Origin of the sequence: Gordonia araii NBRC 100433 (assembly GCF_000241265.1) — a bacterium.
In the GTDB taxonomy this organism is placed as follows: Bacteria; Actinomycetota; Actinomycetes; order Mycobacteriales; family Mycobacteriaceae; genus Gordonia; species Gordonia araii.
Genome location: NZ_BAEE01000068.1, coordinates 93,706 through 118,193, shown reverse-complemented (window position 1 = coordinate 118,193; position 24,488 = coordinate 93,706). Strand labels below are relative to the sequence as shown.

Annotated in this window: 24 protein-coding genes; 16 read left to right on the top strand and 8 right to left on the bottom strand. The window is 68.3% G+C overall.

Annotated features, from left to right (window positions below; all coding sequences use genetic code 11):
- Positions 1–128: 128 nt before the first annotated feature.
- The 3 genes from GOARA_RS16340 to GOARA_RS16330 all read left to right on the top strand — a co-directional run bounded on the left by GOARA_RS16340 (position 129) and on the right by GOARA_RS16330 (position 3,563).
- The gene (locus tag GOARA_RS16340) at positions 129–2,156 is read left to right on the top strand and encodes a CocE/NonD family hydrolase (protein WP_007323527.1); all 2,028 of its coding nucleotides are present in this window, start codon (positions 129–131) and stop codon (positions 2,154–2,156) included.
- A 63-nt stretch (positions 2,157–2,219) separates the two neighbouring features.
- On the top strand, positions 2,220–2,555 hold the full coding sequence (locus GOARA_RS16335) for a DUF4333 domain-containing protein (RefSeq protein WP_007323526.1): 336 nt from the start codon (positions 2,220–2,222) through the stop codon (positions 2,553–2,555).
- 60 nt (positions 2,556–2,615) lie between these two features.
- Entirely contained in the window at positions 2,616–3,563 is a 948-nt protein-coding gene (locus GOARA_RS16330) for an acyl-ACP desaturase (protein ID WP_007323525.1), read from the top strand.
- Positions 3,564–3,594: 31 nt separating this feature from the next.
- Here the strand turns inward: GOARA_RS16330 and GOARA_RS16325 are convergent, their stop codons facing one another.
- Together GOARA_RS16325 and GOARA_RS16320 are read right to left on the bottom strand one after the other, a co-directional pair.
- Complete coding sequence (locus GOARA_RS16325; protein WP_007323524.1) at positions 3,595–4,584, bottom strand: bile acid:sodium symporter family protein; 990 nt, start codon at positions 4,582–4,584, stop codon at positions 3,595–3,597.
- A gap of 4 nt (positions 4,585–4,588) precedes the next feature.
- Positions 4,589–5,122: an SdpI family protein gene (locus GOARA_RS16320; protein ID WP_050947323.1), complete on the bottom strand. Its 534-nt coding sequence runs from the start codon at positions 5,120–5,122 to the stop codon at positions 4,589–4,591.
- A gap of 47 nt (positions 5,123–5,169) precedes the next feature.
- Here GOARA_RS16320 and leuS point away from each other — a divergent pair, with 47 nt between their 5' ends.
- Both leuS and GOARA_RS16310 read left to right on the top strand, forming a co-directional pair.
- Entirely contained in the window at positions 5,170–8,043 is a 2,874-nt protein-coding gene (leuS, locus tag GOARA_RS16315; protein WP_007323522.1) for a leucine--tRNA ligase, read from the top strand.
- Positions 8,044–8,221: 178 nt separating this feature from the next.
- On the top strand, positions 8,222–8,605 hold the full coding sequence (locus GOARA_RS16310) for a VOC family protein (protein ID WP_007323521.1): 384 nt from the start codon (positions 8,222–8,224) through the stop codon (positions 8,603–8,605).
- A gap of 98 nt (positions 8,606–8,703) precedes the next feature.
- Here GOARA_RS16310 and GOARA_RS16305 read toward each other — a convergent pair whose 3' ends face one another.
- Positions 8,704–9,372, bottom strand: coding sequence for a hypothetical protein (locus GOARA_RS16305; protein WP_007323520.1), 669 nt, complete (start codon positions 9,370–9,372; stop codon positions 8,704–8,706).
- 47 nt (positions 9,373–9,419) lie between these two features.
- On the opposite strand from GOARA_RS16305, the gene GOARA_RS16300 reads away from it, so the two are divergent.
- Entirely contained in the window at positions 9,420–10,196 is a 777-nt protein-coding gene (locus tag GOARA_RS16300; protein ID WP_007323519.1) for a methyltransferase domain-containing protein, read from the top strand.
- A 3-nt stretch (positions 10,197–10,199) separates the two neighbouring features.
- Here GOARA_RS16300 and rnhA read toward each other — a convergent pair whose 3' ends face one another.
- The gene (gene rnhA, locus GOARA_RS16295) at positions 10,200–10,628 is read right to left on the bottom strand and encodes a ribonuclease HI (protein WP_050947330.1); all 429 of its coding nucleotides are present in this window, start codon (positions 10,626–10,628) and stop codon (positions 10,200–10,202) included.
- 140 nt (positions 10,629–10,768) lie between these two features.
- Between rnhA and GOARA_RS16290 the strand changes: the two genes are divergently transcribed.
- From GOARA_RS16290 to GOARA_RS16270, 5 genes are read left to right on the top strand one after another with little or no spacing between them, the layout of a single operon-like run.
- Positions 10,769–12,031: a glycoside hydrolase family 183 protein gene (locus GOARA_RS16290; RefSeq protein WP_007323517.1), complete on the top strand. Its 1,263-nt coding sequence runs from the start codon at positions 10,769–10,771 to the stop codon at positions 12,029–12,031.
- A complete protein-coding gene (locus GOARA_RS16285) occupies positions 12,028–12,561 on the top strand; it encodes a DUF1697 domain-containing protein (RefSeq protein ID WP_007323516.1) in 534 nt (177 codons plus the stop codon). Before GOARA_RS16290 ends, GOARA_RS16285 begins: the two co-directional genes overlap by 4 nt.
- Positions 12,562–12,607: 46 nt before the next feature.
- The gene (locus GOARA_RS20305; RefSeq protein ID WP_007323515.1) at positions 12,608–12,925 is read left to right on the top strand and encodes a hypothetical protein; all 318 of its coding nucleotides are present in this window, start codon (positions 12,608–12,610) and stop codon (positions 12,923–12,925) included.
- Positions 12,925–14,472 (top strand): alpha/beta hydrolase, encoded by a 1,548-nt coding sequence (locus GOARA_RS16275; RefSeq protein ID WP_007323514.1) that lies wholly within the window; start codon positions 12,925–12,927, stop codon positions 14,470–14,472. Before GOARA_RS20305 ends, GOARA_RS16275 begins: the two co-directional genes overlap by 1 nt.
- A gap of 13 nt (positions 14,473–14,485) precedes the next feature.
- A complete protein-coding gene (locus GOARA_RS16270; protein ID WP_007323513.1) occupies positions 14,486–15,520 on the top strand; it encodes a DUF8017 domain-containing protein in 1,035 nt (344 codons plus the stop codon).
- Here the strand turns inward: GOARA_RS16270 and GOARA_RS16265 are convergent.
- Together GOARA_RS16265 and GOARA_RS16260 are read right to left on the bottom strand one after the other, a co-directional pair.
- Positions 15,506–16,816 (bottom strand): MFS transporter, encoded by a 1,311-nt coding sequence (locus tag GOARA_RS16265; RefSeq protein ID WP_007323512.1) that lies wholly within the window; start codon positions 16,814–16,816, stop codon positions 15,506–15,508. The two genes, GOARA_RS16270 and GOARA_RS16265, sit on opposite strands and share 15 nt — an antisense overlap.
- Positions 16,813–17,934 carry a PLP-dependent cysteine synthase family protein gene (locus GOARA_RS16260; RefSeq protein WP_007323511.1) on the bottom strand — a complete coding sequence of 374 codons (1,122 nt, stop codon included), beginning with the start codon at positions 17,932–17,934 and terminating at the stop codon, positions 16,813–16,815. The genes GOARA_RS16265 and GOARA_RS16260 overlap by 4 nt, the downstream gene beginning before the upstream one ends.
- 111 nt (positions 17,935–18,045) lie before the next feature.
- On the opposite strand from GOARA_RS16260, the gene GOARA_RS16255 reads away from it, so the two are divergent.
- From GOARA_RS16255 to GOARA_RS16245, 3 genes are read left to right on the top strand one after another with little or no spacing between them, the layout of a single operon-like run.
- On the top strand, positions 18,046–18,783 hold the full coding sequence (locus GOARA_RS16255; RefSeq protein WP_007323510.1) for a response regulator transcription factor: 738 nt from the start codon (positions 18,046–18,048) through the stop codon (positions 18,781–18,783).
- Positions 18,770–19,900, top strand: a complete 1,131-nt coding sequence (locus tag GOARA_RS16250; RefSeq protein WP_007323509.1) for a sensor histidine kinase — start codon at positions 18,770–18,772, stop codon at positions 19,898–19,900. The genes GOARA_RS16255 and GOARA_RS16250 overlap by 14 nt, the downstream gene beginning before the upstream one ends.
- A 30-nt stretch (positions 19,901–19,930) precedes the next feature.
- Complete coding sequence (locus tag GOARA_RS16245; protein WP_007323508.1) at positions 19,931–20,533, top strand: class I SAM-dependent methyltransferase; 603 nt, start codon at positions 19,931–19,933, stop codon at positions 20,531–20,533.
- On the opposite strand, the gene GOARA_RS16240 is transcribed toward GOARA_RS16245, so the two are convergent.
- Positions 20,534–21,391, bottom strand: a complete 858-nt coding sequence (locus GOARA_RS16240) for an alpha/beta fold hydrolase (RefSeq protein WP_040523809.1) — start codon at positions 21,389–21,391, stop codon at positions 20,534–20,536.
- A 71-nt stretch (positions 21,392–21,462) separates the two neighbouring features.
- The gene (locus tag GOARA_RS16235) at positions 21,463–23,442 is read right to left on the bottom strand and encodes a M13 family metallopeptidase (RefSeq protein ID WP_007323506.1); all 1,980 of its coding nucleotides are present in this window, start codon (positions 23,440–23,442) and stop codon (positions 21,463–21,465) included.
- Between the two features lie 128 nt (positions 23,443–23,570).
- Here GOARA_RS16235 and GOARA_RS16230 point away from each other — a divergent pair, with 128 nt between their 5' ends.
- Together GOARA_RS16230 and GOARA_RS20780 are read left to right on the top strand one after the other, a co-directional pair.
- A complete protein-coding gene (locus tag GOARA_RS16230) occupies positions 23,571–24,329 on the top strand; it encodes a pirin family protein (RefSeq protein ID WP_007323505.1) in 759 nt (252 codons plus the stop codon).
- 24 nt (positions 24,330–24,353) lie between these two features.
- The gene (locus tag GOARA_RS20780) at positions 24,354–24,482 is read left to right on the top strand and encodes a hypothetical protein (protein WP_280985249.1); all 129 of its coding nucleotides are present in this window, start codon (positions 24,354–24,356) and stop codon (positions 24,480–24,482) included.
- Positions 24,483–24,488 lie beyond the last annotated feature (6 nt).

Sequence of the window (24,488 nt, the reverse complement as noted above, 5' to 3'; positions counted from 1 at the left end):
AGTCTTGATTCTGGCAGTTACCTGTGAGTAGCCTCCATCACAGTGTCTAGGTCAAATGACCTACTCGAGACGGCCGGATCGGCCGGATCGCTTCTGGAGATCTTTACGCGGGGATGAGGAGTGTCCTGATGGGGAAACGGGTGTTTGCACTTGCGTGCGGCCTGGTTGTGGCTTTGATGGCCCCGGCGGCGACCGCCGGTGCGGTGACGCCGGTGGGCCCGAGCGGCGGTGCCGCGGGCAAGGCGTGGGAGCGCGCGCATGACAAGCAGCAGCGTTACCCGGGCGTGCACATCGACTGGGATGTTCCCATCCGGATGAGCGACGGTACCGTTCTCAGGGCGAACGTCTACCGCCCCGGCGATGCGGCGGATCGACCCGTGCGAGTGAAGACGCCGACGATCGTCTCGATGACGCCCTACACGAAGCTGATCTCCACCATCGCGGCCGAGACGCTGCAACATCCGATCCTCGAGCCGATCACCAAGCAGATCGTCGACATGATCAACCTCACCGGCACGCCCATCGAGGGCCTCGGCGACATCCTCAAGGCGCAGACGGGCGGAGCTTTCCGCACTTTCACCGTCGACAAGGATCTCGTACGCGCCGGCTACAGCTTTGTCGTCGTGGACGTGCGCGGCACCGGCTTCTCGCAGGGGAAGTGGGACGTGTTCAAAGAACGCGAGCAACGCGACACCGTCGAGGTGATCGACTGGGCGGCCAAGCAGCGGTTCTCCAACGGCAAGGTCGGCATGACGGGCATGTCGTACTCGGCGATCAACCAGATCTACGCGGCGAACCGGAACCCGGAAGCGCTCAAGGCCATCTTCCCGGTCGTGCCGGGTGGTGACCTCGTCCGCGACATCGTCGCGCCGGGTGGCGCACTTGGCGTCGGCTTCCTCCCGATGTGGTTGACCCTGGTCAACACGACGAAGATGGTCCCGAACGTCCAATCGATGCTCAACGGTACCTTCGACTGGAAGTGGCTGGCCGACCGTCTCGCGGATCCGCTGACCTTCTACCCGCAGTTGTTCGCGGCGCTGCTCACGCCGGACATGGCGTCGATCCCGCCGGATATGAAACGCCTGCTGGTCCCCGGCACGCCCGAGCGTGCCGGCTGGCTCGACCACGCCGACCGGATCAAGGTGCCGACGATGATCACCGGCGGCTGGTTCGACCTGTTCACCAACAGCGAGGTGCGGATGTTCAACAAGATCCCGCTCCCGCTGGGCCAGAAGCAGCTCGTCATGGGCGAGGCCTACCACGTCACGCCCGGAGCCGGACACGGCGAACGGCGCACGCCCCCGCGCCTGGACGTGCTGCAGCGCGCCTGGTTCGACAAGTGGCTCAAGGGGATCGACAACGGCATCGACGAATACGGTCCGGCCACGCTCTACCAGATGGGCAACCGCTGGATCTCCGCGTCGAACTTCCCCCGTCCGGGCATGAAGCGCCAGCGGCTGTACCTGTCCGACCGCCCGAGCGGGACCGCTCCGCACGCCGTGCGCGACGGCCGGCTCACCGTCGGCAAACCGCGGTCGCGCGGCCGGCTCACCGTCGGTCCGGGTCTGCTCACGCTGTGCTCGCGCGACGCGGGCCAGCAGACGGCGGGCGTGACGTCGATCTTCCGCTTCTGCGGCAAGGACAACCGGATCGCCGAGCACAACGCGTTGACCTTCACCACCGCGCCGGTGCGAACGACGCGCAGCGTGTCCGGTTACGCCAACGTGCGGATCAACGCGGTGATGGACGCGACCGACGGCTACTGGACGGCGATGCTGACCGACGTCGCGCCCAACGGCGAGTCGACGGTGATCTCGTCGGGGCAGGTCATGGCCTCGCTACGCGCGATCGACAAAGACAAGTCGGGATTCGCAGCGAACGGCGATGTGATCGACCCGTACTACACGATGTCGCTGAATTCGCGGAAGCGCGTGAAGCCCGGGGTGCCGGTCCAGATCGACCTGGGACTGCTGCCCACCGAAGCCCTGCTCAAGCCGGGGCATCGTCTGCGGATCGACATCTTCGCGATGAATCTGCCGCGCGGCCTTCCGCTGCGGCCGCTGCTGAACGAGTCGATGTTGCGCCCCCAGCACATCCAGCTCGACCCGCGGCGTCCCAGCTACATCAACGTGCCGGTGTCGAAGGAGTTCGGTTAGGGCTGTTTGCCCGAAATGGGCCGGGTGCGGTGCTAGCGTCAGCCTGTCGGAGAGGAGACAAGGATGCGCGCAAGAATCGCAGGCGGAATCGCGGCCGCGGCCGTCGTGTTCGCAGGTCTTACCGGATGTTCTGTCGAAGCCTCGGTCGGCGGTAAATCGGTGAGCAAATCCGAGCTCGAAACCAAGGCCAAAGCGGCGCTACAACCGCAGGTCAACGTCACGTTTGATGAGTTCCGCTGCCAGGGCGGCCTGGAACTGAAGACGGGTAAGACGCAGCAATGCGCCATTCAGTTCAACAACCAGTGGCAGATTGTGAACGTGACGGCGACCGACGACGACGGCAAGTTCAACGTGAAGACGGTGCCCGGGATCGTGCCGCAGCCCGAGTGGGCGAAGTAGCGCGACTTCCCGCCCGACGCGTTACGCTGAGTGATCCGCATCACAGCCCAAGGATCACTCATGCGCGAACTCACCCAAGTCGAACTCCTCCAAGAGCTGGAACCGGTCGCCGAGTCGAACCTCAACCGTCATCTGTCGCAGGCGCGGGATTGGCACCCGCACGACTACGTCCCCTGGGACGACGGGCGTAACTTCGCCGCGATGGGCGGCGAGGATTGGGGGCCCGAGCAGTCGCAGCTCTCCGACGTCGCCAAGGCGGCGATGGTCCTCAACGTGCTGACCGAGGACAACCTGCCGTCCTATCACCGCGAGATCAGCGAGTACTTCGACGCCGACGGCGCCTGGCGCACCTGGGTCGGGCGCTGGACGGCGGAGGAGAACCGTCACGCCATCGTCATGCGCGACTATCTCGTCGTGACTCGGGGTGTGGACCCGGTCGCGCTGGAGAACGACCGCATGGCCAACATGACCAAGGGCGTGTACACCGACGACTCGAGCGGGCTCCTGCCCGGGCTGGCGTATGTGACGATCCAGGAGCTCGGCACCCGGATCAGCCACCGGAACACGGGCAAGGCCTGCGACGACCCGGTCGCGGATCGGATGCTGCAGCGGATCGCCGCCGACGAGAACCTGCACATGATCTTCTACCGCAACCTCTGCAGTGCGGCCTTCGACCTCGCCCCCGACCAGGCGATGGAGGCGCTCGACGACGTGATCGAGCGATTCCAGATGCCCGGCATCGGGATGCCGAACTTCCGAAAAATGAGTCTGACGATGGCCAAGTACGGGATCTACGACCTGCGCCAGCACCTCGACGACGTTCTCTGGCCGGTGCTGCGCAAGCTCGAAATCTTCGAGCGCACGGATTTCACCGGCCGCGGCGAACAGGCCCGCGACAGCCTAGCGGCGTGGCTGGCGAAGTCCGACGAGGACGCCACACGCTTCGAGGAGCAGCGGGACCGGCTCGTCGCCCGCGACGCCAAGCGTCGGGAAAAGGCCGCCAGCTGAGCTTTGCCGCTCAATGGCGGTCTTGATCGCGCTACTGCGCGTCCGCCTGTTTGGCGTAGCGCGAGGCCAGCATGCTGCACAGGATGAGCTGGATCTGGTGGAAGATCATCAGCGGTAGGACTATCAGGCCGACCGTCCCGCCGGCGAAGAGCACCGTCGCCATCGGAAGCCCGGTGGCGAGGCTCTTTTTCGTCCCGCAGAACTGGATCGCGATGGTGTCGGCCCGGTCGAAGCCCAGCCTGGGCGGCAGCTTGCCGGTGGCGAGCAGCATCGCGACGACGATGACGGTGGCGATCACGGCTACCGAAACCACCTCGCCCACGCTGACCCGCGACCAGATGTCGTTGCGCACGCCTTCGGAGAAGGCCACGTAGACGACCAGCACGATCGATCCGCGATCGACCAGTTTGGTCGGCTCGGAGTGCTTCTTGAGCCAGCCGGTGATCCACGGTCGGGCCAGTTGGCCGAGCAGGAACGGCAGCAGGATCTGCGCCATGATCTTGAGGATCGCCGAACCGTCGATGTGCATCCCGGACTGCGTGCTCATCAGCGCCACGACCAGCACCGGAGTCAGAAACACTCCGAGCAGGTTCGAGAGCGAGGCGCTGACGATGGCTCCGGGAACGTTCCCCCGGGCAATCGAGGTGAACGCGATCGACGACTGGACCGTCGACGGGACGAGGCAGGTGAACAGCAGGCCCAGGTACAGGCTCTCTCCGACGAGGGGCTCGACGACCGGGCGCATGGCTACGCCCAAGATGGGGAAGACCACGAACGTGAAGGTCAGGATGATGAGGTGCAGACGCCAGTGGGTGAGACCCGCGAGCGCCTCGCGTGGATGCAGTCGCGCGCCGTAGAGGAAGAACAGCAGGGCGATGGCAGCGATGACCACCCAGTCCATGACCTCGGCGAAGGTGCCGCGGGCCGGAAGGAATGCGGCGACCACGACCGCCGCGAGAATCGCGAGGACGAAGCCGTCGATCGGGGATTTGGCGAGCAGAGCGCGCGGCGAGAAGCCCACGCCGTCAGGCCCTGGCGCGCTCGGCGTCGTCGAAACAGGCGTCGCGCATCTCACAACTCCCGCACGTCGTACCGGTGCCGCAGATGTCGGGCTCATCGTCGGCGCGTGCTTCGGTGTCGTCCGCGTCCGGACCGGATTGTCCGCCGCAGCCGCATTCGGAACCGCATCCCGCGGGCTGGTCGTCGTCGGGCACGGGGACGGCGGCCGCGGCCTTGATAGCCGTGCCGGAAAGGAGGCCGACGAGGGCCAGCGCGACGACCGTGCCGATCACACCGAGCACGATGCCGGCGAGACCGCGTTCGGAGACGGCGAGCCCGGCTGCGACGAGTGCCAACAGGCCGGTGGCGATGAGCCCGGGTGCGACGACCCGATTCGCCGTCGCGAAGGCCTGTTCGCTGCGCATGGTTTCGGCGCTGCGGATGCCGAAGTAGCGGTTGCGACGCAAGATTCCCGTCCAACCGGCGATGCCCAACACGATCCAGGCGAGGCCGCTCACGGCGGCGATCGTCGCCACGACGAGTGCGAAGACGTCAACCACGGCTACCACTCTACGTCGTGGTGCGGGCCACCATTTACGCTGGTCGGGTGACTGGATCGAAGCCCAATGCCGCCGAGCCCGCTGCCGCGCACCGCTATACCGCGCAGCTGGCGAACGAGATCGAGGCGCGCTGGCAATCGGAGTGGAATGAGCGCGGCGTCTACCAGGCGCCGAATCCGGTCGGACCGCTCGCCGGCGACGTGAGCGCCTACTCCCCCGACGACAAGCTGTTCATCCAGGACATGTTCCCCTACCCGTCGGGCGCGGGGCTGCACGTCGGTCACCCGCTGGGCTTCATCGCCAGCGACGTGTTCGCCCGGTTCTCCCGGATGTCGGGCCGCAACGTGCTGCACACGATGGGGTTCGACGCGTTCGGTCTGCCCGCCGAGCAGTACGCGGTGCAGACCGGAACGCATCCGCGCACCACGACCGAGGCCAACATCGAGCGGTACCTGAGTCAGATCCGGCGGCTCGGACTCGGGCACGACGAGCGTCGTCGCATCGCCACCACCGACGTCGAGTTCTACCGGTGGACGCAGTGGATCTTCCTGCAGATCTACAACGCCTGGTTCGACGAGGAGGCCGGCGAAGCGCGGCCCATCGCCGAGCTGATCACCGAATTCGATTCCGGCGCAAGGACTCTCGATGACGGGCGGTCGTGGGCGGAGCTGACCGCCGACGAGCGTCGCGCTGTCGTCGACGATCATCGTCTGGTCTACCTGAGCAACTCGCTGGTCAACTGGTGCCCCGGATTGGGCACCGTGCTGGCCAACGAGGAGGTCACCGCCGACGGGCGCAGCGAGCGCGGCAACTTCCCCGTGTTCCGCAAGAACCTGCGGCAGTGGATGATGCGGATCACCGCCTACTCCGACCGTCTGCTCGACGACCTCGAGTTGCTCGACTGGCCGGAGAAGGTCAAGACGATGCAGCGGAACTGGATCGGGCGGTCGCGCGGCGCGCACGTCGACTTCGCCCTGCCCGGGCAGAACGCGATCAAGGTGTTCACGACCCGTCCGGACACGCTGTTCGGGGCGTCGTACATGGTGCTGGCCCCCGAGCACGAGCTCGTCGATGAGATCGTCGCGGATGCGTGGCCCGCCGACGTCGACCCGCGGTGGACCGGTGGCGGAGACAACCCGGCCGAGGCTGTCGCCGACTACCGTGCGTCGATCGCGGCGAAATCCGATCTGGAACGCCAGGAGAACAAGGAGAAGACCGGTGTCTTCACCGGTGCCTACGCCACGAATCCGGTGAACGGCGAGCAGATCCCCGTCTTCATCGCCGACTACGTGCTCCTCGGCTACGGCACCGGCGCGATTATGGCGGTGCCCGCCCACGACACCCGCGACTACGAGTTCGCGACCGCGTTCGGGCTGCCGATCCGCGAGGTCATCGGCTCCGAGCAAGGCGTCGGCGAGGCTGCGTGGACCGGTGACGGACCGCTGGTGAACTCGGGGTTCCTCGACGGGCTCTCCGTCGACGACGCGAAGACGGCGATCATCGAGAAGCTGGAAGCCGACGGCACCGGCGTAGGCACGGTCCAGTACAAGCTGCGGGACTGGCTGTTCGCCCGCCAGCGGTACTGGGGCGAGCCCTTCCCGATCGTCTACGACGCCGACGGCAACGCGCATCCGCTGCCCGAGTCGATGCTGCCCGTCGAGCTACCCGAGGTGGAGGACTACGCACCGGTCGCCTTCGACCCCGACGACGCCGACTCCGAGCCGTCGCCGCCGCTGGCCAAGGCGACCGACTGGGTGACCGTCGAACTGGATCTGGGCGACGGTCCGCAGACCTACACGCGCGACGTGAACGTCATGCCGCAGTGGGCCGGATCGTCCTGGTACCAGCTGCGCTACATCGACCCGACGAACTCGGAAACGTTGTGCGCCAAGGAGAACGAGGCGTATTGGATGGGGCCGCGCCCGTCCGTTCACGGTGAGAACGACCCGGGCGGCCTCGACCTCTACATCGGCGGCGTCGAGCATGCTGTCCTGCACCTGCTGTACTCGCGGTTCTGGCACAAGGTGCTGTACGACCTGGGCTACGTGACGAGCCGCGAGCCGTATCGGAAGTTGTTCAACCAGGGCATGATCCAGGCCTACGCCTACACCGACGCGCGCGGGGTCTACGTGCCCGCCGAGGAGGTGGAGGAGCGCGACGGGAAGTACTTCTACGAGGGGGCCGAGGTCACCCAGGAGTACGGGAAGATGGGCAAGTCGCTCAAGAACTCCGTTGCGCCCGACGACATCGCGCGCGATTTCGGCGCCGACACCCTGCGCGTCTACGAGATGTCGATGGGTCCGCTGGACCAGTCACGACCGTGGGCGACGAAGGATGTCGTTGGCGCACAACGGTTCTTGCAGCGAGTCTGGCGGCTCGTCGTCGACGAGGAGTCCGGCGCGGTGCGGGTCACCGACGCCGATCCGACCGAGGATGATTTGCGCGCGCTGCACAAAGCGATCGACGGGGTGCGCGACGACTTCGCGAATCTGCGCACCAACACCGCCGGCGCCAAGCTCATCGAGTTGACCAACCATCTGACGAAGTCGTACTCGGCCGGGGGCGCGAGTGGGCCGGGTGCCATCGGGGCGCCGCGCGCGGTCGTTGAGCCGCTGGTGCTGATGCTGGCACCGCTGGCGCCGCACATCGCCGACGAGCTGTGGGAGCGCCTCGGGCACAGCGAGTCGTTGGCGCGCGGGCCGTTCCCGAAGGCCGACGAGAAGTGGCTGGTCGAGGACACCATAGAGATCCCGATCCAGGTGAAGGGCAAGGTGCGCAGCCGCATCACCGTCCCCGCCGACGCCGACGAGGACGCACTGCGCGAGGCGGCGCTGGCCGACGAGAAGATCGCCGCACTGCTCGACGGCGAGCCGCGCAAGGTGATCGTCGTGCCGGGTCGCATGGTGAACGTGGTCCCGTAACCGCCGAGTGGGCACCTCACCTACGCCGAGTGGGCACCTGACCTACGCCGAGTGGGCACCTCAGCCCCCGTCGTCGCGGTTGTCGACACTGGTCGCCGCGGAGTAGCGTGGCGGTCAGCGTCGCGTGTCGATGGCGGACTGCGCCAGGCATGGAGGCGCGGTATGTGAAAGCTCTACTGTGACAGTCACTTTCAACCACATCATTGTTGTTTCAGCGGACCGCGACGCCGCGGCCGACTTCTACCGGGATCTCTTCGAGCTCGACGAGGGACCTGCCTGGGGCCCGTTCCGCAACCTGCTGCTCGACGGTGGCACGGGGGCGATGCTGCAGTTCGCCTCTCCCCCGGTCGACCAAATCCAGCCGCAACATTTCGCGCTTCTGGTCGACGAGGGGCTCTTCGATCGCGCGATGGATCGTCTGCGCGCGCAGGAGGTCGAGTTCTGGGCAGATCCGCAGATGACCAAGCTCGGTGAAACGAACAGCGGGCACGGCGGCCGCGGCGTCTATCTGCGCGACCCCAGCGGCCACTTCTTGGAGTTCCTCACTGCGCCATATCTATAGGCCACTCGACGGGGTGGGGTGCCCACTCGGCGCAGGTGAGGTGCCCAGTCGGCGGGGGTGGGGTGCCCACTCGGCGTGGGTGGGGTGCCCACTCGGCGTTAGCCTTCGAGTTCCTTGGCGATCGAGTGCTCGAGCTGCTGGGCTCCCACGACCGGAATCTCGATCAGCCCGTCGAGTTCTTTGCGCGCCTTGCGGTAGGCGGCCTGACGCTCGGCGGGGGTGGCTGCCTCGTCAGCGGCGATCATCACCAGGCGCCGGGCGCGTTCCAGCGCCTCGCGCTCGATCGGCGAGAAGTCGGCCTGCTTGCGACGGCGCGCCTCGCGTTCGGCGGCATCGAAGGCTGCGGCGTACTCGACCACGGCGTCGCGGTATTCGACGAAGGCGACCGGATCGTCGACTTCCACGCCCGGCGGCGGCCGCAGCATATCGGCACGCCCCTTTGCCTTGTGGAATTCGCGGGTGAGCGGTTCGCGCACGTCGACGAGCATCGGATAGCTGATGATCGTGGCGAGGTCGATCTCGTAGTTCCACCAGCGCTCGTCCACGTCGTCGTGGGTGCGCAGCGCGGTGCGCAGTTGCTCGGCGTTGACCCGGGTCAACCGCCGTTCCTCGATCTGCGCCGCGGACTTCGCGCGGGCCATCTCCAGCTTGTACTGGCGTCGCTTCTCCACCTGGCGGTTGTAACGGTGCAGCCATGGGCCAGCGATGGCGCTGACCGGGAAGATCAGCCACCAGTAGTGTGCGACGAAGGTGAGAACCGGACCCACTCCTCGATCGTAGCCACGCGGCGACGGGCGGGACTACGCTCGCGACCGTGACCACCTGGGATCCGTCGACCTACCTCGCCTTCGCCGATCACCGGACCAGGCCGTTCGTGGAATTGACTAGCGCGGTGGACCGCGGTCCCGACGACGTGGCACGCCTCGTCGACCTCGGATGCGGACCCGGACATCTCACTTCGCTACTGCGCCGACGGTGGCCGCGCGCGGAGATCCTCGCGCTCGATTCGTCGCCGGAGATGATCGCCCGGGCCCGAAGCGGCAACGACGACGATCGAGTGCGCTACGAGGTCGCCGACGTGACGACGTGGATTCCGCCGGAGCCGCCCGACTTGATCGTCTCGAACGCGATGTTCCAGTGGGTCGACGATCAGTGGGCGGTGCTGGACCGGCTGATCCGGCACCTCTCCCCCGCTGGCGTTCTCGCCCTCAGCGTGCCGAACAACGCCGACCAGCCGTCGCATCGCCTGCTGTACGACCTCGCCGACCGCGACCCCTACCGAGCACATCTCGCCGACGCACGACGGCTGGCACCGCTCGGGCCGGAGCGCTACCTCGAATTCTTCACCGGCCTCGGGCTCACCGTCGACGCCTGGTCGACCACCTATCTGCAGGTGCTCGACGGCGACGACCCGGTGTTCGAGTGGGTATCGGGCACCGGCGCCCGGCCGTTCCTCCAGGGGCTCGACGACGGGTTGCGCGGCCGATTCGCCGACGAGTACCGGGCAGCGCTGCGCGATGCCTATCCGGTGCGCGAGTCCGGGACGGTCTTCCCGTTCACGCGCACGTTCGCCGTGGCCTCGCGAGCATGACGCCTACTGACCGTCGCGCAGCGCCTTCGCGGCCGAGGTGGCCAGTTCGTCGGCGATCTCGTTGTAGTAGTCGCCGTTGTGGCCCTTGACCCATCTCCACGTCACCCGGTGCCGGGACTCCTCCTCGATCAGGCGCTGCCACAGTTCGAGGTTCTTCACGGGCTTCTTGTCAGCCGTACGCCAGCCGTTGCGCTGCCAGCCGGTGACCCATTTGGTGATGCCGTTGCGGACATAGCTGGAATCCGTATAGAGGACGACGGTCGACGGCTTGGTCAACGCGGCCAAGCCCTCGATCGCTCCTGTGAGTTCCATCTGGTTGTTCGTCGTGTCTGGCGCCGCGCCGGAGATCCGCTTCTCGTGGCCGCGATAGCGCAACACCGCGCCCCAGCCTCCCGGGCCCGGGTTGCCCAGGCATGCCCCGTCGGTGGACATCTCCACGATGTCCTCGCCGTCGCCGTTCACGGGAAATGAGGGTACCGTCACGACGATGTTGCGATTCGGTCGCGGCCCTCGCGCCAGTGACGAACTCAAACAACAATTGTCACACCAGTAACATTTCGATAGGACTCATCATGCCCGCACGCCGCATTCTTGCCGCCGGACTTGCCGTCGGCATGGCCGTGACCGCGCTGACGATGGCGTCGCCGACCGCCGAGGCCTCGCCCTGCAACGCCCTCGGACCCGTCGGCCACGACGTCGGCAGCACCGGCAGCGCGGGTTCGTCGAGGATCGGGATGGGCAGCATCGACTTCGGCAGCTACTCGGCGCCGGGCAAGAAGCCGCAGATGCCGCTGAAGAAGCTCAAGGGCGGCCCGTCGCAGACGGTGCAGTGGGTGACCGGCCCGTTGAGTCCTAACCGCACCGACAAGCGGTTCGCCATCACGGCCACCGACGTCGGTGTTCCCTGGGACAACGGTTCCGGCCAGATCCTGATGGCCTTCGGCGACACCTGGGGCAAATGCAACGGTGCGATGGTGTGGCGGCACAACACCATGCTGCGGGCCAACGGGAACAGCGACGTGTCCAAGGGCATCACGTTCCCGAACGCGCGACCGGGCAACGCGCGCTCGGGCGCCTCGGTCACGGCGGCGCATCCGACGTTCGCCCAGCCGATCACCAACGCGGTCGGCGTGCGCAACGTCGAACTCGGCCGCATCCCGACGGCGGGCATCTCGATCAACGGCGTGCAGTACCTGTCGTTCATGTCGATCTACAAATGGGGCGGACCCGGCCGCTGGGTGACGCACTTCTCGGCCATCGCCACCTCGCGCAACAACGGCCAATCCTGGACGGTCGAACCGAACACCATCCGCTCCAACCACGAGGTGAACATCCCGGGTGTTCCGCACACCGCCACCGGCCAAGGTCGTTTCCAGGTGAGCGCGTTCATGCGCCGAGGCCCCTGGGTCTACCAGTACGGGACGCCGAACGGTCGGTACGGTGCGTTGTTCCTGGCCCGGGTTCCGGCCGGCCGCCTCCTCGACATGAACGCCTATCAGTACTACCGCGGCGGCGGGCGCTGGTCGGGCTACAGCGGCGACGCGGTGAAGATCGCGACGGAGCCGATCTCGGAAGTGTCGGTGCGCTACAACAACTACCTCAAACGATTCGTCCTGCTCGCCGCGCGCGGCGGCAACATCACCATGCGCACCGCCACCAAGCCGGAAGGACCGTGGAGCAGTCCGCGGGTGATCGTTCCCGCGAGGCAGATCAGCAAGCTCTACGCCCCCTACATCTGGCCGCGGGAGACGGGCAACGCCCTCTACTTCGTGGCGTCGCGCTGGGACGACTACAACGTGATGCTCATCCGCACGGACCTCTCGTCCTTCCGGTGAGTGAGCGCGTCGGACTGATCCGCGCCGTCAACGTCGGCGGTGCGAAACTGCCCATGGCGCGATTGCGCGACATCGCGGAAAGTCTTGGCGCGGTTGAGGTTTCGACGTACATCGCGTCGGGGAACCTGCTGTACACGCCGCCGGGCGAGCCGGCGGAGTTCGACGCGGCGCTGGAACGGGAGATCGAGGCGGAATTCGGCTACTACCGCGAGGTGATCAGCCGTACCCCCGACGAGTTGGCCGCCGCGCTCGCCGCGCACCCGTTCGAGGTCGTGGAACCCAAGTTCTCCTACGTCTACCCGCTCACCGGCGTTCCCACCCCCGACGACGCCGATGCGCTGGCCGAGCGCGCCGCCGCGACGGAGCACGTCGCGGTGATCGGTGCCGACCTCCACATCCGTTACGACGACGGGGCTGCCGGGACCAAGTTGACGCCCGCGGTCATCAAACGCACGCTCGGCCACACCGGCACCGGCCGCAATCTGAACACGGTCGCCAAGCTCATCGAACTCGCCCGCACCGGTTCCTGAACCCCGGCGAGGGAACCGCCCGGGCGCCGGCTGCGTCCAACTGTGCATGACCCCGCTACCGTTCCCTCGACTCACCCAACCCGCGTTCGGTGTCGACCGCGACGAGATCAAGGCCTTGGCCGGCGACTGGCGCCGCAGCGCTCGCGTCCTGGCCAACCTGGACGTCGGCGACCTCGAAGGCACACCGGGCAACGCTCAATGCATGACCGCGGTGCGCTCGGCCGCCGACGCCGCCAAATGTGCCGGGCTCGGCATCGCCGGCCGCCTCGACGTTCTCGGCCAGATCCTCGGTCAGTTCGAGGCCGCCGCCGTCGACGACGACGCGGCCGCCGGGCGCGCGCTGGCGAGCTTGGCGGACCGCTGATGCTCACCGTCGAGCAGGTCGCCGGCTGGCCCCCGCGGCCCCTGGACGAAGCGGCGCGCCAGGCGCGCGCCAACGGGCGAACGCTGCGGGCCGAAGTCCGCGGCGCGCAGGCGAAGCTGCGGGCTCTGCGGCGGTGGCACGGAGTGGCCGCGCGGGCCGCGGCGCGACGCGTCGCCCAGGAGGTCGACCACGCCGACGAGGTGGCGCGGGTGCTGTGCGCCTTCGCCGACGCGGCGCAGGACGCCGGGGCAGATCTCGCGCGTGGCCGCGACCGCGTCCTGCGGCTCGCGGCCGAGCAGGGATCGGAACGGGTGGACGCCCGACGCCGAGGCGTCGATGCACCGGGGGAGCGGACGGAACCCGACGACCGGGTCCGCTCGGCGCTGGCCGAACTCGACGAGACCGACCGCCGTCGGGCCACCGAACTGTCGCGGCTGGCCGGCGAGCTCGCGGCCATGAAAGCGGGCCACGTCGCTGTCGCCACCCCGCAGGGCCCGCGCGATCCCGACGACGTGGTGAATCGGCTGGTCGCGATGACCCCGGACCAGCAGCGCGAGTTCTTGGCGCGGATGAGCCCGGCCGACATCGATCGGCTCATCATCGCCAACCCGCAGGCGATGGGAAACCTGGAGGCGGTCGCGTTCCCCGCACGGATGGCGGCCAATCGGCGGGCGATCGAAGAGGCGCTGGAGGCCGAGATTCGCCGGGGCGCGGGCGATCAGGCGCGGGCGACCGAGTTGAGGTCGATGCTCGGGACCATCCCCGACCCACACGAGCCGGGCCGTCGTGTGCGACGCCGGTTCGTCTCCTTCGCAAACACCCCGAATGGGCGGTCGGTCGAGATGTTCGGTGAGTTGCACCCGGCCACCCGCGGGGTCGGCGTGTATGTGCCGGGCACCGGAACCACCATGGACGGTGCGGCATCCAATCGCGCCGCGGCGTGGCAACTCGCCCATCGCAGCGGAGCACCGGTCTTCCTCTTCATGGACGGGGACTTCCCGCCGGATCTGGCGAACGCCCTCTCGCCGAGGTTCGCCACGTCGATGGCTCCGAGCCTCGTCGGCTTCGGACGGGCGCTCGACGCGGAGATCGCCGCCCACGCGCCGGGCGCGGCGACCACCTATATCGGTCATTCCTACGGGGGAGCCGTCGTCGGGACCGCCGAGCAGCTGGGCCTCCGGGCGGACCGCGTGGTCTACGCGTCCGCGTCGGGCACCGGAGTGCTGCCCGGGGGAGCGGATGCGTGGACCAATCCCGCTGATCCCCACAGGTTTTCGATCACCGCACCGGGAGACCCGATCCATCCGTTCCAGGCCTCGGGACGTCACGGCGGCGATCCGGACGCTACGCCCGGAGTGGTCCGGATGGACACCGGCGACTTCTCCGACGGTCGACGCGTGCGCGGTGCTGCCGGGCACGGCGACTACTTCGACGACCCGGGCAGCGACGCGTTCAAGAACCTGGTGGCCGTGATCATGGGGGAGCCGGTGACCCCCTACGTCGATCGAGAGGCGGACGGCCCGTTGGTGCCGCGCCCACCCCGCTGAATACGCTGGGGTCATGCCTGCCGATTCCGGACCAGCCGAAGGGCGCGGGGACGAGCCCGGCTACATCGACGACTACGGTGACACCTGGCAGTCCGTGGCCGATTCGACCGACACGGCGCCCTGCCAGTACCCGGTGTCGCCGGCACCATCTCCGTCTCCGGCACCATCTCCGTCTTGGGCGCCGGTCGATCCGTCGCCGGCGCAGCCGTACCGGGGCCTGGACTCGTCGGCACCGACGCCTGAGTCATCGGGAGCGGGCCGGGGGTGGATCGCGGCAGCGATCGTCGGCGTGCTTTTCGTCGCCGGAGTCCTCTGGGCCGGGATCGCCGGAATGCTGCAAGACCGGGAGAGCAAAGTCGACGACCGGGCGAGTAGCGACTACTCGGTCACCGCGCCTCCGACGCCGCGGACGCCTCGTGTCCCGTCGGCCGCCTCGCGATGCGATCGGTACGCACCCCTCGCCAGTGCGGCGACTCCGCCCGGGTGGCAGACGATCGTCGGGCCGCGCGGCCTGACCTACGATGTCCCCGCCGAGTGGAAGGCGTTGACCTGCGGAACCATCGTCGGGTGGGAGACCAAGTGTGAGAATGGCCCCTTCGGGGTTTGTATCGTCCGGGCGATGAACAGTGCCGCCGAGTCGACGATGCCCGAACCGGCCGAGTGCCGCGAGGAGTCGGTCGCGCTGACCGGCCTCGCCGGCTCGTCGGACGCCCCGACGGTCGAGGACGCGATACGGCTGGAGAAGCGCACGGTCAAGCGGGTCTACACAACCGACGACGAGGTCACGCCGGTCGTCGAGTTCTCCGTTCCGCAAGCGCTGACCGTCAAAGGCCGGCCCGCGCTGCGCGTCGACGCCGACGTGACCCAGATCGGGAAGGAGAAGTGTGGGGCGCCCTCGGCCAAGCACATCATGGTCGCCACGACCATCCTGGGCCAGCCGGGATCGGTGGTGCTGATCATCTCGCTGAAGCAGGGCGTCGCCGGTGCGGTCGATCCCGCGATCGCCGACCGGATCGTCGCGTCGTTGCGGCCGTCAGCGCGCAAATGACCGGGCGGCGCCGTCCCGGCTTTCCCGTTCCTCCTCGGCCGGGCCGACCCGGGTCTCGCCGCGCCGCCAGCGCGCCAGCAGCGCCGCGGTGACGAGGCCGACGGCCGCCAGGACGACGGGGATGACGGCGGGAACACCGTGCCCCACCGCCCAGCCGAACAGCGCACCCGTCGAGATGTTCCCGACGAGGATGCCAACGCCGACGATCGTGTTGTACATGCCGTAGTGGGTGGCGACGAGCTTGTCGCCGGCCAGGCCGACGATCGTGTCCATCTCGAACGGGAAGATCATGATCGTCGCGATCGCGAGTCCGACGGCCGTCAACGTCAACGCACCGGCGAGGACCGCCGTGCCGCCGCCGAAGGCGGGGGCGAGAAGCGGCAGGAAGGCACATCCCATGACGACCATGCCGACGACGAGTGCCCGGGTCGCGCCGAAACGTCTTGCCGCCCAAGCGGTCACGCCCATCTGACCGGCGATCGCGACGATGCCGGTCACGACGAAGACGCCGGACGTGATGATCGAGGCCAGCCGGGGGGAGGAGCTCCACCGCTGCGCCATCATCGGAAGGATGAGATAGACCTGGAAACTGAGCACGTAGCTGCCGATCATCGCGGCCGAGAAACCCAGGAACCGCCGATTGCTCATCACCGAGGCCCAGTTCTCCAGTACGGAGGCGCGGCGCTGGCCGTCGTGGACCGGGTCGGCCGGCAAGGCGAGCAACTGCGCGACCGTCAGCACGGCGAACACCCCCGTCGCCACCCAGGCGGCGACACGGAAATCGACGCTCACCAAAACGGCCCCGACGAGCGGGCCGAGCAGGATCCCCGCCTGGTAGAAGGTGTTGAACACCGCGAAGGCTTCGACGCGACGCTCACCGGCGTCGGCGGCCAGATAGGCGCGGACCGCGGGGTTGAACAGCGCCCCGGCGAACCCGGTTGCGGCGGCCGCGACCAGGATCCCCGGGACCGACTCGACGGTCGCGAGCAACGCGAACCCGCCGGTGCGCAGCAGGCAGCCGGCCACGATGAGCTTCTTGTAACCCAGGCGGTCGGCCAGTGTGCCACCGACCAGGAACATGCCCTGCTGGGAGAAGTTGCGCACGCCCAGCACGAATCCGACCAGCCATGCCGCCAGGCCGAGCGTGCCGCCCAGGTAGGCGGCGAGATACGGCACCAGCATGTAGAAGCCCAGGTTGATGGTGAACTGGTTGACCATCAGCACCTTGCTGGGCCGGTCGAAGGACCGGAACGTCGTCCACCACGTCGGCCGGGCCGGTGCCGTCGGCCCGCTCATGCTGTCGCCTCGTCGACCGGAGCCGGCAACGACCGGGGATTGCGCGGCTTGGCGCAGCGCGTCCACGAACGCACCGTCGTCGCGAACGGGTCGTCGATGGTCGAGGGGGACTGCGCCGGAGGCCCGCCGAGCAACCGGTGTTCGGTGCAGTACTCGTCGTCGTAGATGCTGCCGAAGTAGCGCTGCATCCCGTCGGGGAAGATCGCGGCGACGCGGGCGCCGGAACCGCGCGTGCGGGCCACCCACCCGGCGACGAGGGCCACCGCGCCGACGCTCCACCCGCCCGACGCGTAGTGGTTGGCGGCGAGCGCGCGGCACGCCCACACCGCTTCGTGCGGGGCCACCCAGTGGACCTCGGTGAACATGTCGTAGTCGACGTTGGCGGGGTAGATGCTGGAACCGAGGCCGCGCATGATCCGCGGCAGGGCGGGCTGGCCGAAGATGGTCGACCCGACCGTGTCGACGCCGATGATCTCGATGTCGGGGTTGGCGCGTTGCAGCACCCGGCCCACCCCCTTCGAGTGCCCTCCGGTGCCGACCGAGCAGACCAGGACGTCGATGTCGCCGAGCTGCGCCGACAGTTCGAGTGCGAGCGACTCGTAGCCGGCGACGTTGTCGGGATTGTTGTACTGGTCCGGGCACCACGCGGTCGGATCGTCGGCGAGCAGCTCGGCGACCCGTTCCCGCCTGGCCTGCTGCCATCCGCCGGTCGGCGAGGGCTGTTCGACGACGTCGATCGTCGCGCCGTAGGCGGTGAGCATCTGCACGACGATGGGCTCCAGTCCGGGATCGGTGACGACGGTGAGCGGATGGCCGTGGACGATGCCGGCCAGCGCCAACCCCATCCCCAGCGTGCCACTGGTGGACTCGACGATCCGCGCGCCCGGTCGCAGCTCGCCCCGGTCGCGGGCGCGCGCCACCATGTGGAGCGCGGGGCGGTCCTTCATGCCTCCGCCAGGATTGAAGCATTCGAGCTTGGCCCAGAACCCCGAGCCGTCGGAGGCGAAGGGTTCGTCGATGCGGGCGACCGGCGTGTTGCCGACGAGACCGGCCAGGCCGGTCGCGGGTACTCGGGAATCGGGCTCGGGGGCAAGGGATCCGTTCACGCGAAGGGGCATGCGACCACGGTGCCCGGCGACGCTCAAGGTTCCCCGGGACGCGACCTCAAGATCTCGTCAAGATCGACCCCCGGGGCGGCCGTCGGGCCCGTGACCGGTCACGATGGAGTCGTGAGCAATCCCGAACCCCGGCGCGGCGCCCTCGGACTGCGGGCGCTCGTCGTGGAGGACGAGCGAGACCTGCGCGACCTGCTGCGCGAGTATCTCGCGAGCGGCGGGTTCGACGTCGAGGTGTGCGGTGACGGCGAGGAAGCGGTGCGGAAGGCGCAGGCCACCCCGCCGGACGTCGTGATCCTCGATCTCGGGCTGCCGTCGATGGACGGCGTCGAGGTGTGCCGCCGTCTGCGCACGTTCACCGATGCGTACATCGTCATGGTGACGGCGCGGGCCGACGAGGTGGACAAGCTGATCGGGCTGTCGGTGGGTGCCGACGACTACGTGACCAAGCCGTTCAGTCCGCGCGAACTGCTGGCCAGGGTCGATGCGATGCTGCGCCGGCCACGGTCGCCGAGTGCCGAGCCGGGCGCCGGGGACCGGCGCGTGGTCGGCGATCTGGTCGTCGATCCGCTGGGGCGGGAGGTGACGGTGGACGGACGAGCCGTGGGACTGACCCGCACGGAGTTCGACCTCCTCGACGCGCTGTCGAGCAACCCTCGCATCGTCTTTCGGCGGGCCGACCTGATCGGCCGCGTCTGGGGCGAGGACTGGGTCGCCGACGACCACCTCATCGACGTCCACATCGCCAGCCTCCGTCGCAAGCTCGGCGATTCCGCGTCGACGGGGAGATACGTGCGGACGGTCCGGGGCGTCGGCTACCGGATGGGAGCGGGTACCGATGACGGCGACTGAGGATGGTGTTCGTCAGTCGCGTTCGCCGCGCGGGGTCGCGGGGCGGCTGCTGGCCTTGCTCGGCCTGCTCATCGCGGTGTGCGCCGGGACGGCGGGGATCGTCGCCTATCTCATCGCTCCGACCGTGTTCCACAGCCATCTCGAACACGCACATCTGGAACCGGGGTCGGAGCAGGCCGCGCACGTGGAGCACGCGTTCGCGCTCGCCATGGTCATCGCGATCGCCGTCGGCGTGGGCGTGTCGGTGGTGCTGGCCGCCGGCGTCAGCTGGGTGATATCGCGCCGGGTGCAGCGATCGGTGTCGCAGGTCGCGACCTCGACCGCGCGGATCGGGGCGGGCGACTACCGCGTGCGCGTCGCGCCCTCCGGGGTGGCCGAGGAATTCGACGAACTCACCGCGACGGTCAACGCGCTCGCCGAGCGACTGCAGCACGTCGACGACACCCGCAGGCGCATGCTGTCCGATCTCGCCCATGAGATCCGCACCCCGCTGGCGACCATCACGGCGACGCTCGAGGCGATCGAGGACGGGATCCGCGAGCCCGACGAGCGGACGCTGGGCGTCGTGCGTGGAGCCGCAGTGCGGTTGCAGCGCCTCGCCGACGACATCGCCGAGGTCTCCGACGTGACCGAGGGCGTGCCGTCGCTGCGGCTGGAGCGGATGCGGGCCGACGAGCTGGTGGACGCCGCGGTCGGCGAGGCGCGCGCCCGATTCGCCGACGACGGAGTGGACCTGGTGGTCGGGCCGACCGTCGCGGCGCCGATCGACGTCGATCCGCAGCGGATCTCCCAGGTGCTGCAGAACCTGCTCAACAATGCCGCGCGGCACACTCCGCGCGGCGGCCGGGTGACCGTGGCCGCTCGGCTCGCCGGCCCCGACCACGTTGCCGTGACCGTCGCCGACACCGGTGACGGGATCGCCGCGGAGCACCTGCCGCACGTGTTCGACCGCTTCTATCGCACCGATGCGTCGCGCACCCGCGAGGCGGGCGGAACCGGCATCGGGCTGACGATCGCCCGCGCGATCGTCGAGGCGCATGACGGCACCCTCACCGCCACCAGCGACGGACCCGGTCGAGGCGCCCGGTTCCGGGTCCTGCTGCGCACGGTCGAATAGAGCGCTCGGGCCGAGGCCTAGGCTGGTCTCATGCCGACGCCGCAACCCCGCTGGATCACCGAAACCCAACCAGGCCACAGCGAGTGGTACATCGAGCGGTTCCGCACGATGGCCGCCGAAGGGGCCGATCTGGTGGGCGAGGCGCGGTTGATCGACGCGATGGTTCCGCGCGGCTCACGCATCCTCGACGCGGGCTGCGGACCGGGCCGGATCGGCGGATACCTTCACGAAGTCGGTCACCGGGCGGTCGGCGTCGACGTCGATCCGGCGCTGATCGCCGCGGCCGAACAGGATCATCCGGGGCCGACGTGGCTGGTCGGTGACCTCGCCGAGCTCGACTTGGCGGCCCGCGGTATTACCGAGCCGTTCGACGCGATCGTGTGCGCGGGCAACGTCATGGTCTTCCTCGCGCCCGGCACCGAAGCGTTGGTGTTGCAGCGGTTGGCGGCGCACCTGGCCGACGACGGCGTTCTCGTCGTCGGATTCCACACCAACCGCGACCTCGCACTGGCGGATTTCGACGCCGCTGTCGCCGAGGCGGGCCTCCGGTTGGATCTGCGGTTGTCGACCTGGGATGTCCGGCCCTGGCACGACGGCGCGGACTTCGCCGTTTCGATCCTGCGAAAGGCCTGATCAGCGCGCGAGGAAAGCGGCGGCGGTCGTCTCGAAGGCCTGCTTCGCCTCGATCATGACCCAGTGACCGCACCGGGGGAAGACGTGTAGCTCGGCGTCGGGGATGAGGCGCATCGGCACCATCGCCATGTCGGGCGGGGAGACGCGGTCGTCGCGGCCCCAGGTCAGCAGCGTCGGGCAGGCGACCTTGTGCATCATCGACCAGTAGGGCGGGGTGTCGGAAGCGGCCATGAACTGCTGCTGCATCTCGAAGGCCTTCGATCCGTACATCATCGCGGCGGTCTGGCGGGCGTCCGGATTGGTAGCCGCCTCCCACCGCTCCTCGATGAGCTGGTCGGTGACGATCGAGCGGTCGTAGACCATCGAGTTGAGCCAGCGGATCAGCTTGTCGCGGTCGGGGGCGTCGGTGAACTCCTGCAGTAGTCGCAGGCCTTCGCTGGGGGAGGGGCTGAAGACGTTGGGCCCGACGCCGCCGATGGTCACGAGCTTCTCGACGCGGTCGGGCTTCTTGATCGCCAGGTTGATGCCGACGACGCCGCCCATCGAGTTCCCGATCATCGGTGCCGACTCGATGCCCAGGCCGTCCATGAATCGCGTGACCGAGCTGCCCGCGGTCAGCACCGGGTGGCCCTCGACCGGATCGCTCACACCGAAACCGGGGAACTCGACGATGAACGTGTGATGGGTCTGCGCGAAGAAGCCCAGGTTTCCGCGATAGTTGCGCCAGCCGGTCACCCCGGGGCCGGATCCGTGCAGCAAGATCAGCGGGGGAGCGTCGGGGTCGCCGGCCTCGTGGTACTGGATCGTGCCCTTGTCGGTCGCCAGTTCGCGCTTGGTCGCGTCGTAGGAAACATCCACGTCCGCCATACTAGAACACGTTCTAGTTTCGTGTGTCTCGATGTGCCGGGTCGGGTGCGGCGACCGCCGGGCTACCAGATGCGGACGCGTTGAGCCGGCTCGAGGTAGAGCCGGTCACCGGGCTGGACGTCGAAGGCGTCGTAGAACGCGTCGATGTTGCGGATGACGCCGTTGCAGCGGAACTCCGGCGGCGAGTGCGGGTCGATGGCGAGCCGCTTGATCGCCTCCTCGTCCCGCGTCTTGCTGCGCCAGATCTGCGCCCAGCTGTAGAACAGCCGCTGCTGCCCGGTCATGCCGTCGATCACCGGCGGCTCGGCGTCGGCGATCCGGTAGGCGACGAGCGCGATCGAAAGACCGCCGAGGTCGCCGATGTTCTCACCGATCGTGAAGTCCCCGTTGACCTTGTGCTCGGGGTCCAGCCCGGTCGGTGTGAATTCGCTGTACTGATCGATGAGGGCGCGCGTGCGGGAAGCGAACTCGGTGCGATCCTCGTCGGTCCACCAGTCGACCAGGTTGCCCTCCCCGTCGTACTTGGCGCCCTGATCGTCGAAGCCGTGCCCGATCTCGTGCCCGATCACCGCGCCGATGCCGCCGTAGTTGACCGCGTCGTCGGCCTCGGCGTCGAAGAACGGCGGCTGCAGGATCGCGGCGGGGAAGACGATCTCGTTCATGCCCGGGTTGTAGTAGGCGTTGACCGTCTGCGGCGTCATGAACCACTCGTCGCGGTCGACGGGCTGGCCGATCTTGCCGAACTCCCGGTTGTGCTCGAAGGCGGATGCGCGGGCGACGTTGCCGATCAGGTCGCCGCGGTCGACGAGCAGCGCCGAGTAGTCGCGCCAGTGCTTCGGGTAGCCGATCTTCGGGTTGAAGGATTCAAGCTTCGCCAGCGCCTTGGCGCGCGTGGTCGGCGTCATCCACTCCAATTCGGAGATGTTGCGGCGGTAGGCCTCGATGAGATTGGCGATGAGCTCGTCCATGCGGGCCTTCGCCGACGCGGGGAAATGCTCGTCGACGTAACGCCGCCCGACGGCGAAACCCATTGCCCCTTCGACGAACCCGACGCCGCGCTTCCAGCGTTCGCGCAGCTCCGGGGCTCCGGAGAGCGTCCGCCCGTAGAAGGCGAAGTTCTCGTCGACGAAGCGCTGCGGCAGATAGGGCGCGGCGGAGTGGAGGAGTTTCCAGCGCAGCCAGGTCTTCCACTCGTCGAGGGAGCGGTCGGCGACGAGTTCGCCCACGCCCGAGAGGAAGTCGGGCTGACCGACGACCGTCTCGGCGAAAACCGGGTCGTGGGTGGTGCCGAGTCCGGCGATCCACTGGTCGACGTCGAAGCCGCCCGCGGCCGAGGCGAGGTCGGCGTAGGTGCGCAGGTTGTAGCTGCGCTCGGCGTCGCGGCGCGCCACGACGTCCCAGTGGCGGGCGGCGATGGCCGTCTCGAGGTCGAGGACGGTCGACGCCGAGCCGGCCGGATCGGGGAGGTCGGCGAGGGCGAACATCCTCTCGACGTGAGCCCGGTAGGCATCGCGGGTCTGCGCGTGCTTCTCCTCGCGGTAGTAGCTCTCGTCGGGCAGGCCGAGTCCCGACTGAGTGAGGTGCACGAGGTAGCGCGACGAATCCTTCGCGTCGGTGTCGACGTAGAGGCCGATCAGGCCGGCAACGCCGTGGCGCTGCAGCCGGCCGACCCGGCGGGCGAACTCTGCCGTCGTGGAGATGGTGTCGATCCCCGACAGCTCGTCGCTGATGGGTCCGATGCCGAGCGCCTCGATGTGGTCGGTGTCCATGAACGAGGCGTAGAGGTCGCCGATCTTGCATTCGTCGGTGCCCGACTCCGCGGCGGACTCCGATGCGGCGATGATGAGGTCGCGGACGTTCTCCTCGGCCCGGTCGCGCAGGACGATGAACGAACCGTCGATGCTGCGGTCGGCGGGGATCTCGTGGGTGGCGAGCCATTTGCCGTTGAAATGGGCGTAAAGGTCGTCCTGGGCGCGCACCGCGTCGTCGGTGTAGGAGAAGTCGATGCCGGAATGGGGAGTCGTCGCAGTCACGGCTTCCATCCTGCCCGAAATCCCGTGAGCCCTCATCCCGTCGCCGACCGTGCCCACTTTTCCGCCGATCGTGCCCAGTTTCTCGCCGAGCGTGCCCAGTTTCGCGCCGATCGTGCCCGCGGTGCCACACTGGACGGATGAGCTACACGGTGCACCGCGCCGTCGATCGGTTCACCACGACGACGGGCTGGTTGTCGTCGGCGCACAGTTTTTCCTTCGGCGATCACTACGACCCGGAGAACACCCACCACGGCGTTCTACTGGTCCACAACGACGAGGTATTGCGGCCGGGACAAGGCTTCGATACTCACCCGCACCGTGAAACCGAGATCATTACATGGGTCCGTTCCGGCAGCCTCGTGCATCAGGATTCGCACGGGCACAGCGGCATCGTGTACCCGGGTCTGGCGCAGCGGATGAGCGCCGGAACCGGGATCGAGCACTCGGAACGAAACGACACGTGGTCCGCCACGGATGGGGTGCGCGTCGAGGGCGCCGGCACGGTCGACGTCAGCTATGTCCAGATGTGGGTGATGCCCGACGAGTTCGGGCGCGATCCCGGCTACGACCAGGCCGACGTTTCGGCCGAACTCGAACGAGGTGGGCTCATCCCGATCGCGTCGGGGGATCCTGCGCTCGATTCGGCAATCCGGATCGCGAGTCGGTCGGCAACGTTTTGGGTCGCGCGGCTCAAGCGCGGCGAACGAGCGCGGATTCCGGCGGGGCGGTTCGCACACATCTTCGTCAGCGACGGGCGTCTGCGGTTCGACGAGGTGGAGTTGGCCGCAGGAGATGCTGCGCGCGGTGGGGACCTGGGCGGCGGTGAGCTCGTCGGTGACGCCGAAGGGGCGTCCGAAGCACTCATTTGGGTGATGGGGAAGACCATCGGGGAGTAGCCCGAGGGCACAATCGGCGCGAAAGTGGGCACGGTCGGCGCGAAAGTGGGCACGATCGGCGGGAAGGTGGGCACGATCGGCGCGAAACTGGGCACGGTCGGCGGGAAAGTGGGCACGGTCGGCGGGTGTTATGGCGGCGTGACGGTGTTGTGACGGAGC

Excerpts from the sequence above, each read along its gene's own strand:
- GOARA_RS20305 (WP_007323515.1), top strand. The coding sequence starts at position 12,608 with ATGACCCCGCTACCGTTCCCTCGACTCACCCAACCCGCGTTCGGTGTC.
- GOARA_RS16340 (WP_007323527.1), top strand. The coding sequence starts at position 129 with ATGGGGAAACGGGTGTTTGCACTTGCGTGCGGCCTGGTTGTGGCTTTG.
- GOARA_RS16260 (WP_007323511.1), bottom strand. The coding sequence starts at position 17,934 with ATGCCCCTTCGCGTGAACGGATCCCTTGCCCCCGAGCCCGATTCCCGA.
- GOARA_RS16265 (WP_007323512.1), bottom strand. The coding sequence starts at position 16,816 with ATGAGCGGGCCGACGGCACCGGCCCGGCCGACGTGGTGGACGACGTTC.
- GOARA_RS16330 (WP_007323525.1), top strand. The coding sequence starts at position 2,616 with ATGCGCGAACTCACCCAAGTCGAACTCCTCCAAGAGCTGGAACCGGTC.
- GOARA_RS16235 (WP_007323506.1), bottom strand. The coding sequence starts at position 23,442 with ATGGAAGCCGTGACTGCGACGACTCCCCATTCCGGCATCGACTTCTCC.
- GOARA_RS16250 (WP_007323509.1), top strand. The coding sequence starts at position 18,770 with ATGACGGCGACTGAGGATGGTGTTCGTCAGTCGCGTTCGCCGCGCGGG.
- GOARA_RS16245 (WP_007323508.1), top strand. The coding sequence starts at position 19,931 with ATGCCGACGCCGCAACCCCGCTGGATCACCGAAACCCAACCAGGCCAC.
- GOARA_RS16275 (WP_007323514.1), top strand. The coding sequence starts at position 12,925 with ATGCTCACCGTCGAGCAGGTCGCCGGCTGGCCCCCGCGGCCCCTGGAC.
- rnhA (WP_050947330.1), bottom strand. The coding sequence starts at position 10,628 with ATGTCCACCGACGGGGCATGCCTGGGCAACCCGGGCCCGGGAGGCTGG.
- GOARA_RS16230 (WP_007323505.1), top strand. The coding sequence starts at position 23,571 with ATGAGCTACACGGTGCACCGCGCCGTCGATCGGTTCACCACGACGACG.
- GOARA_RS16290 (WP_007323517.1), top strand. The coding sequence starts at position 10,769 with ATGCCCGCACGCCGCATTCTTGCCGCCGGACTTGCCGTCGGCATGGCC.
- GOARA_RS16270 (WP_007323513.1), top strand. The coding sequence starts at position 14,486 with ATGCCTGCCGATTCCGGACCAGCCGAAGGGCGCGGGGACGAGCCCGGC.
- GOARA_RS16335 (WP_007323526.1), top strand. The coding sequence starts at position 2,220 with ATGCGCGCAAGAATCGCAGGCGGAATCGCGGCCGCGGCCGTCGTGTTC.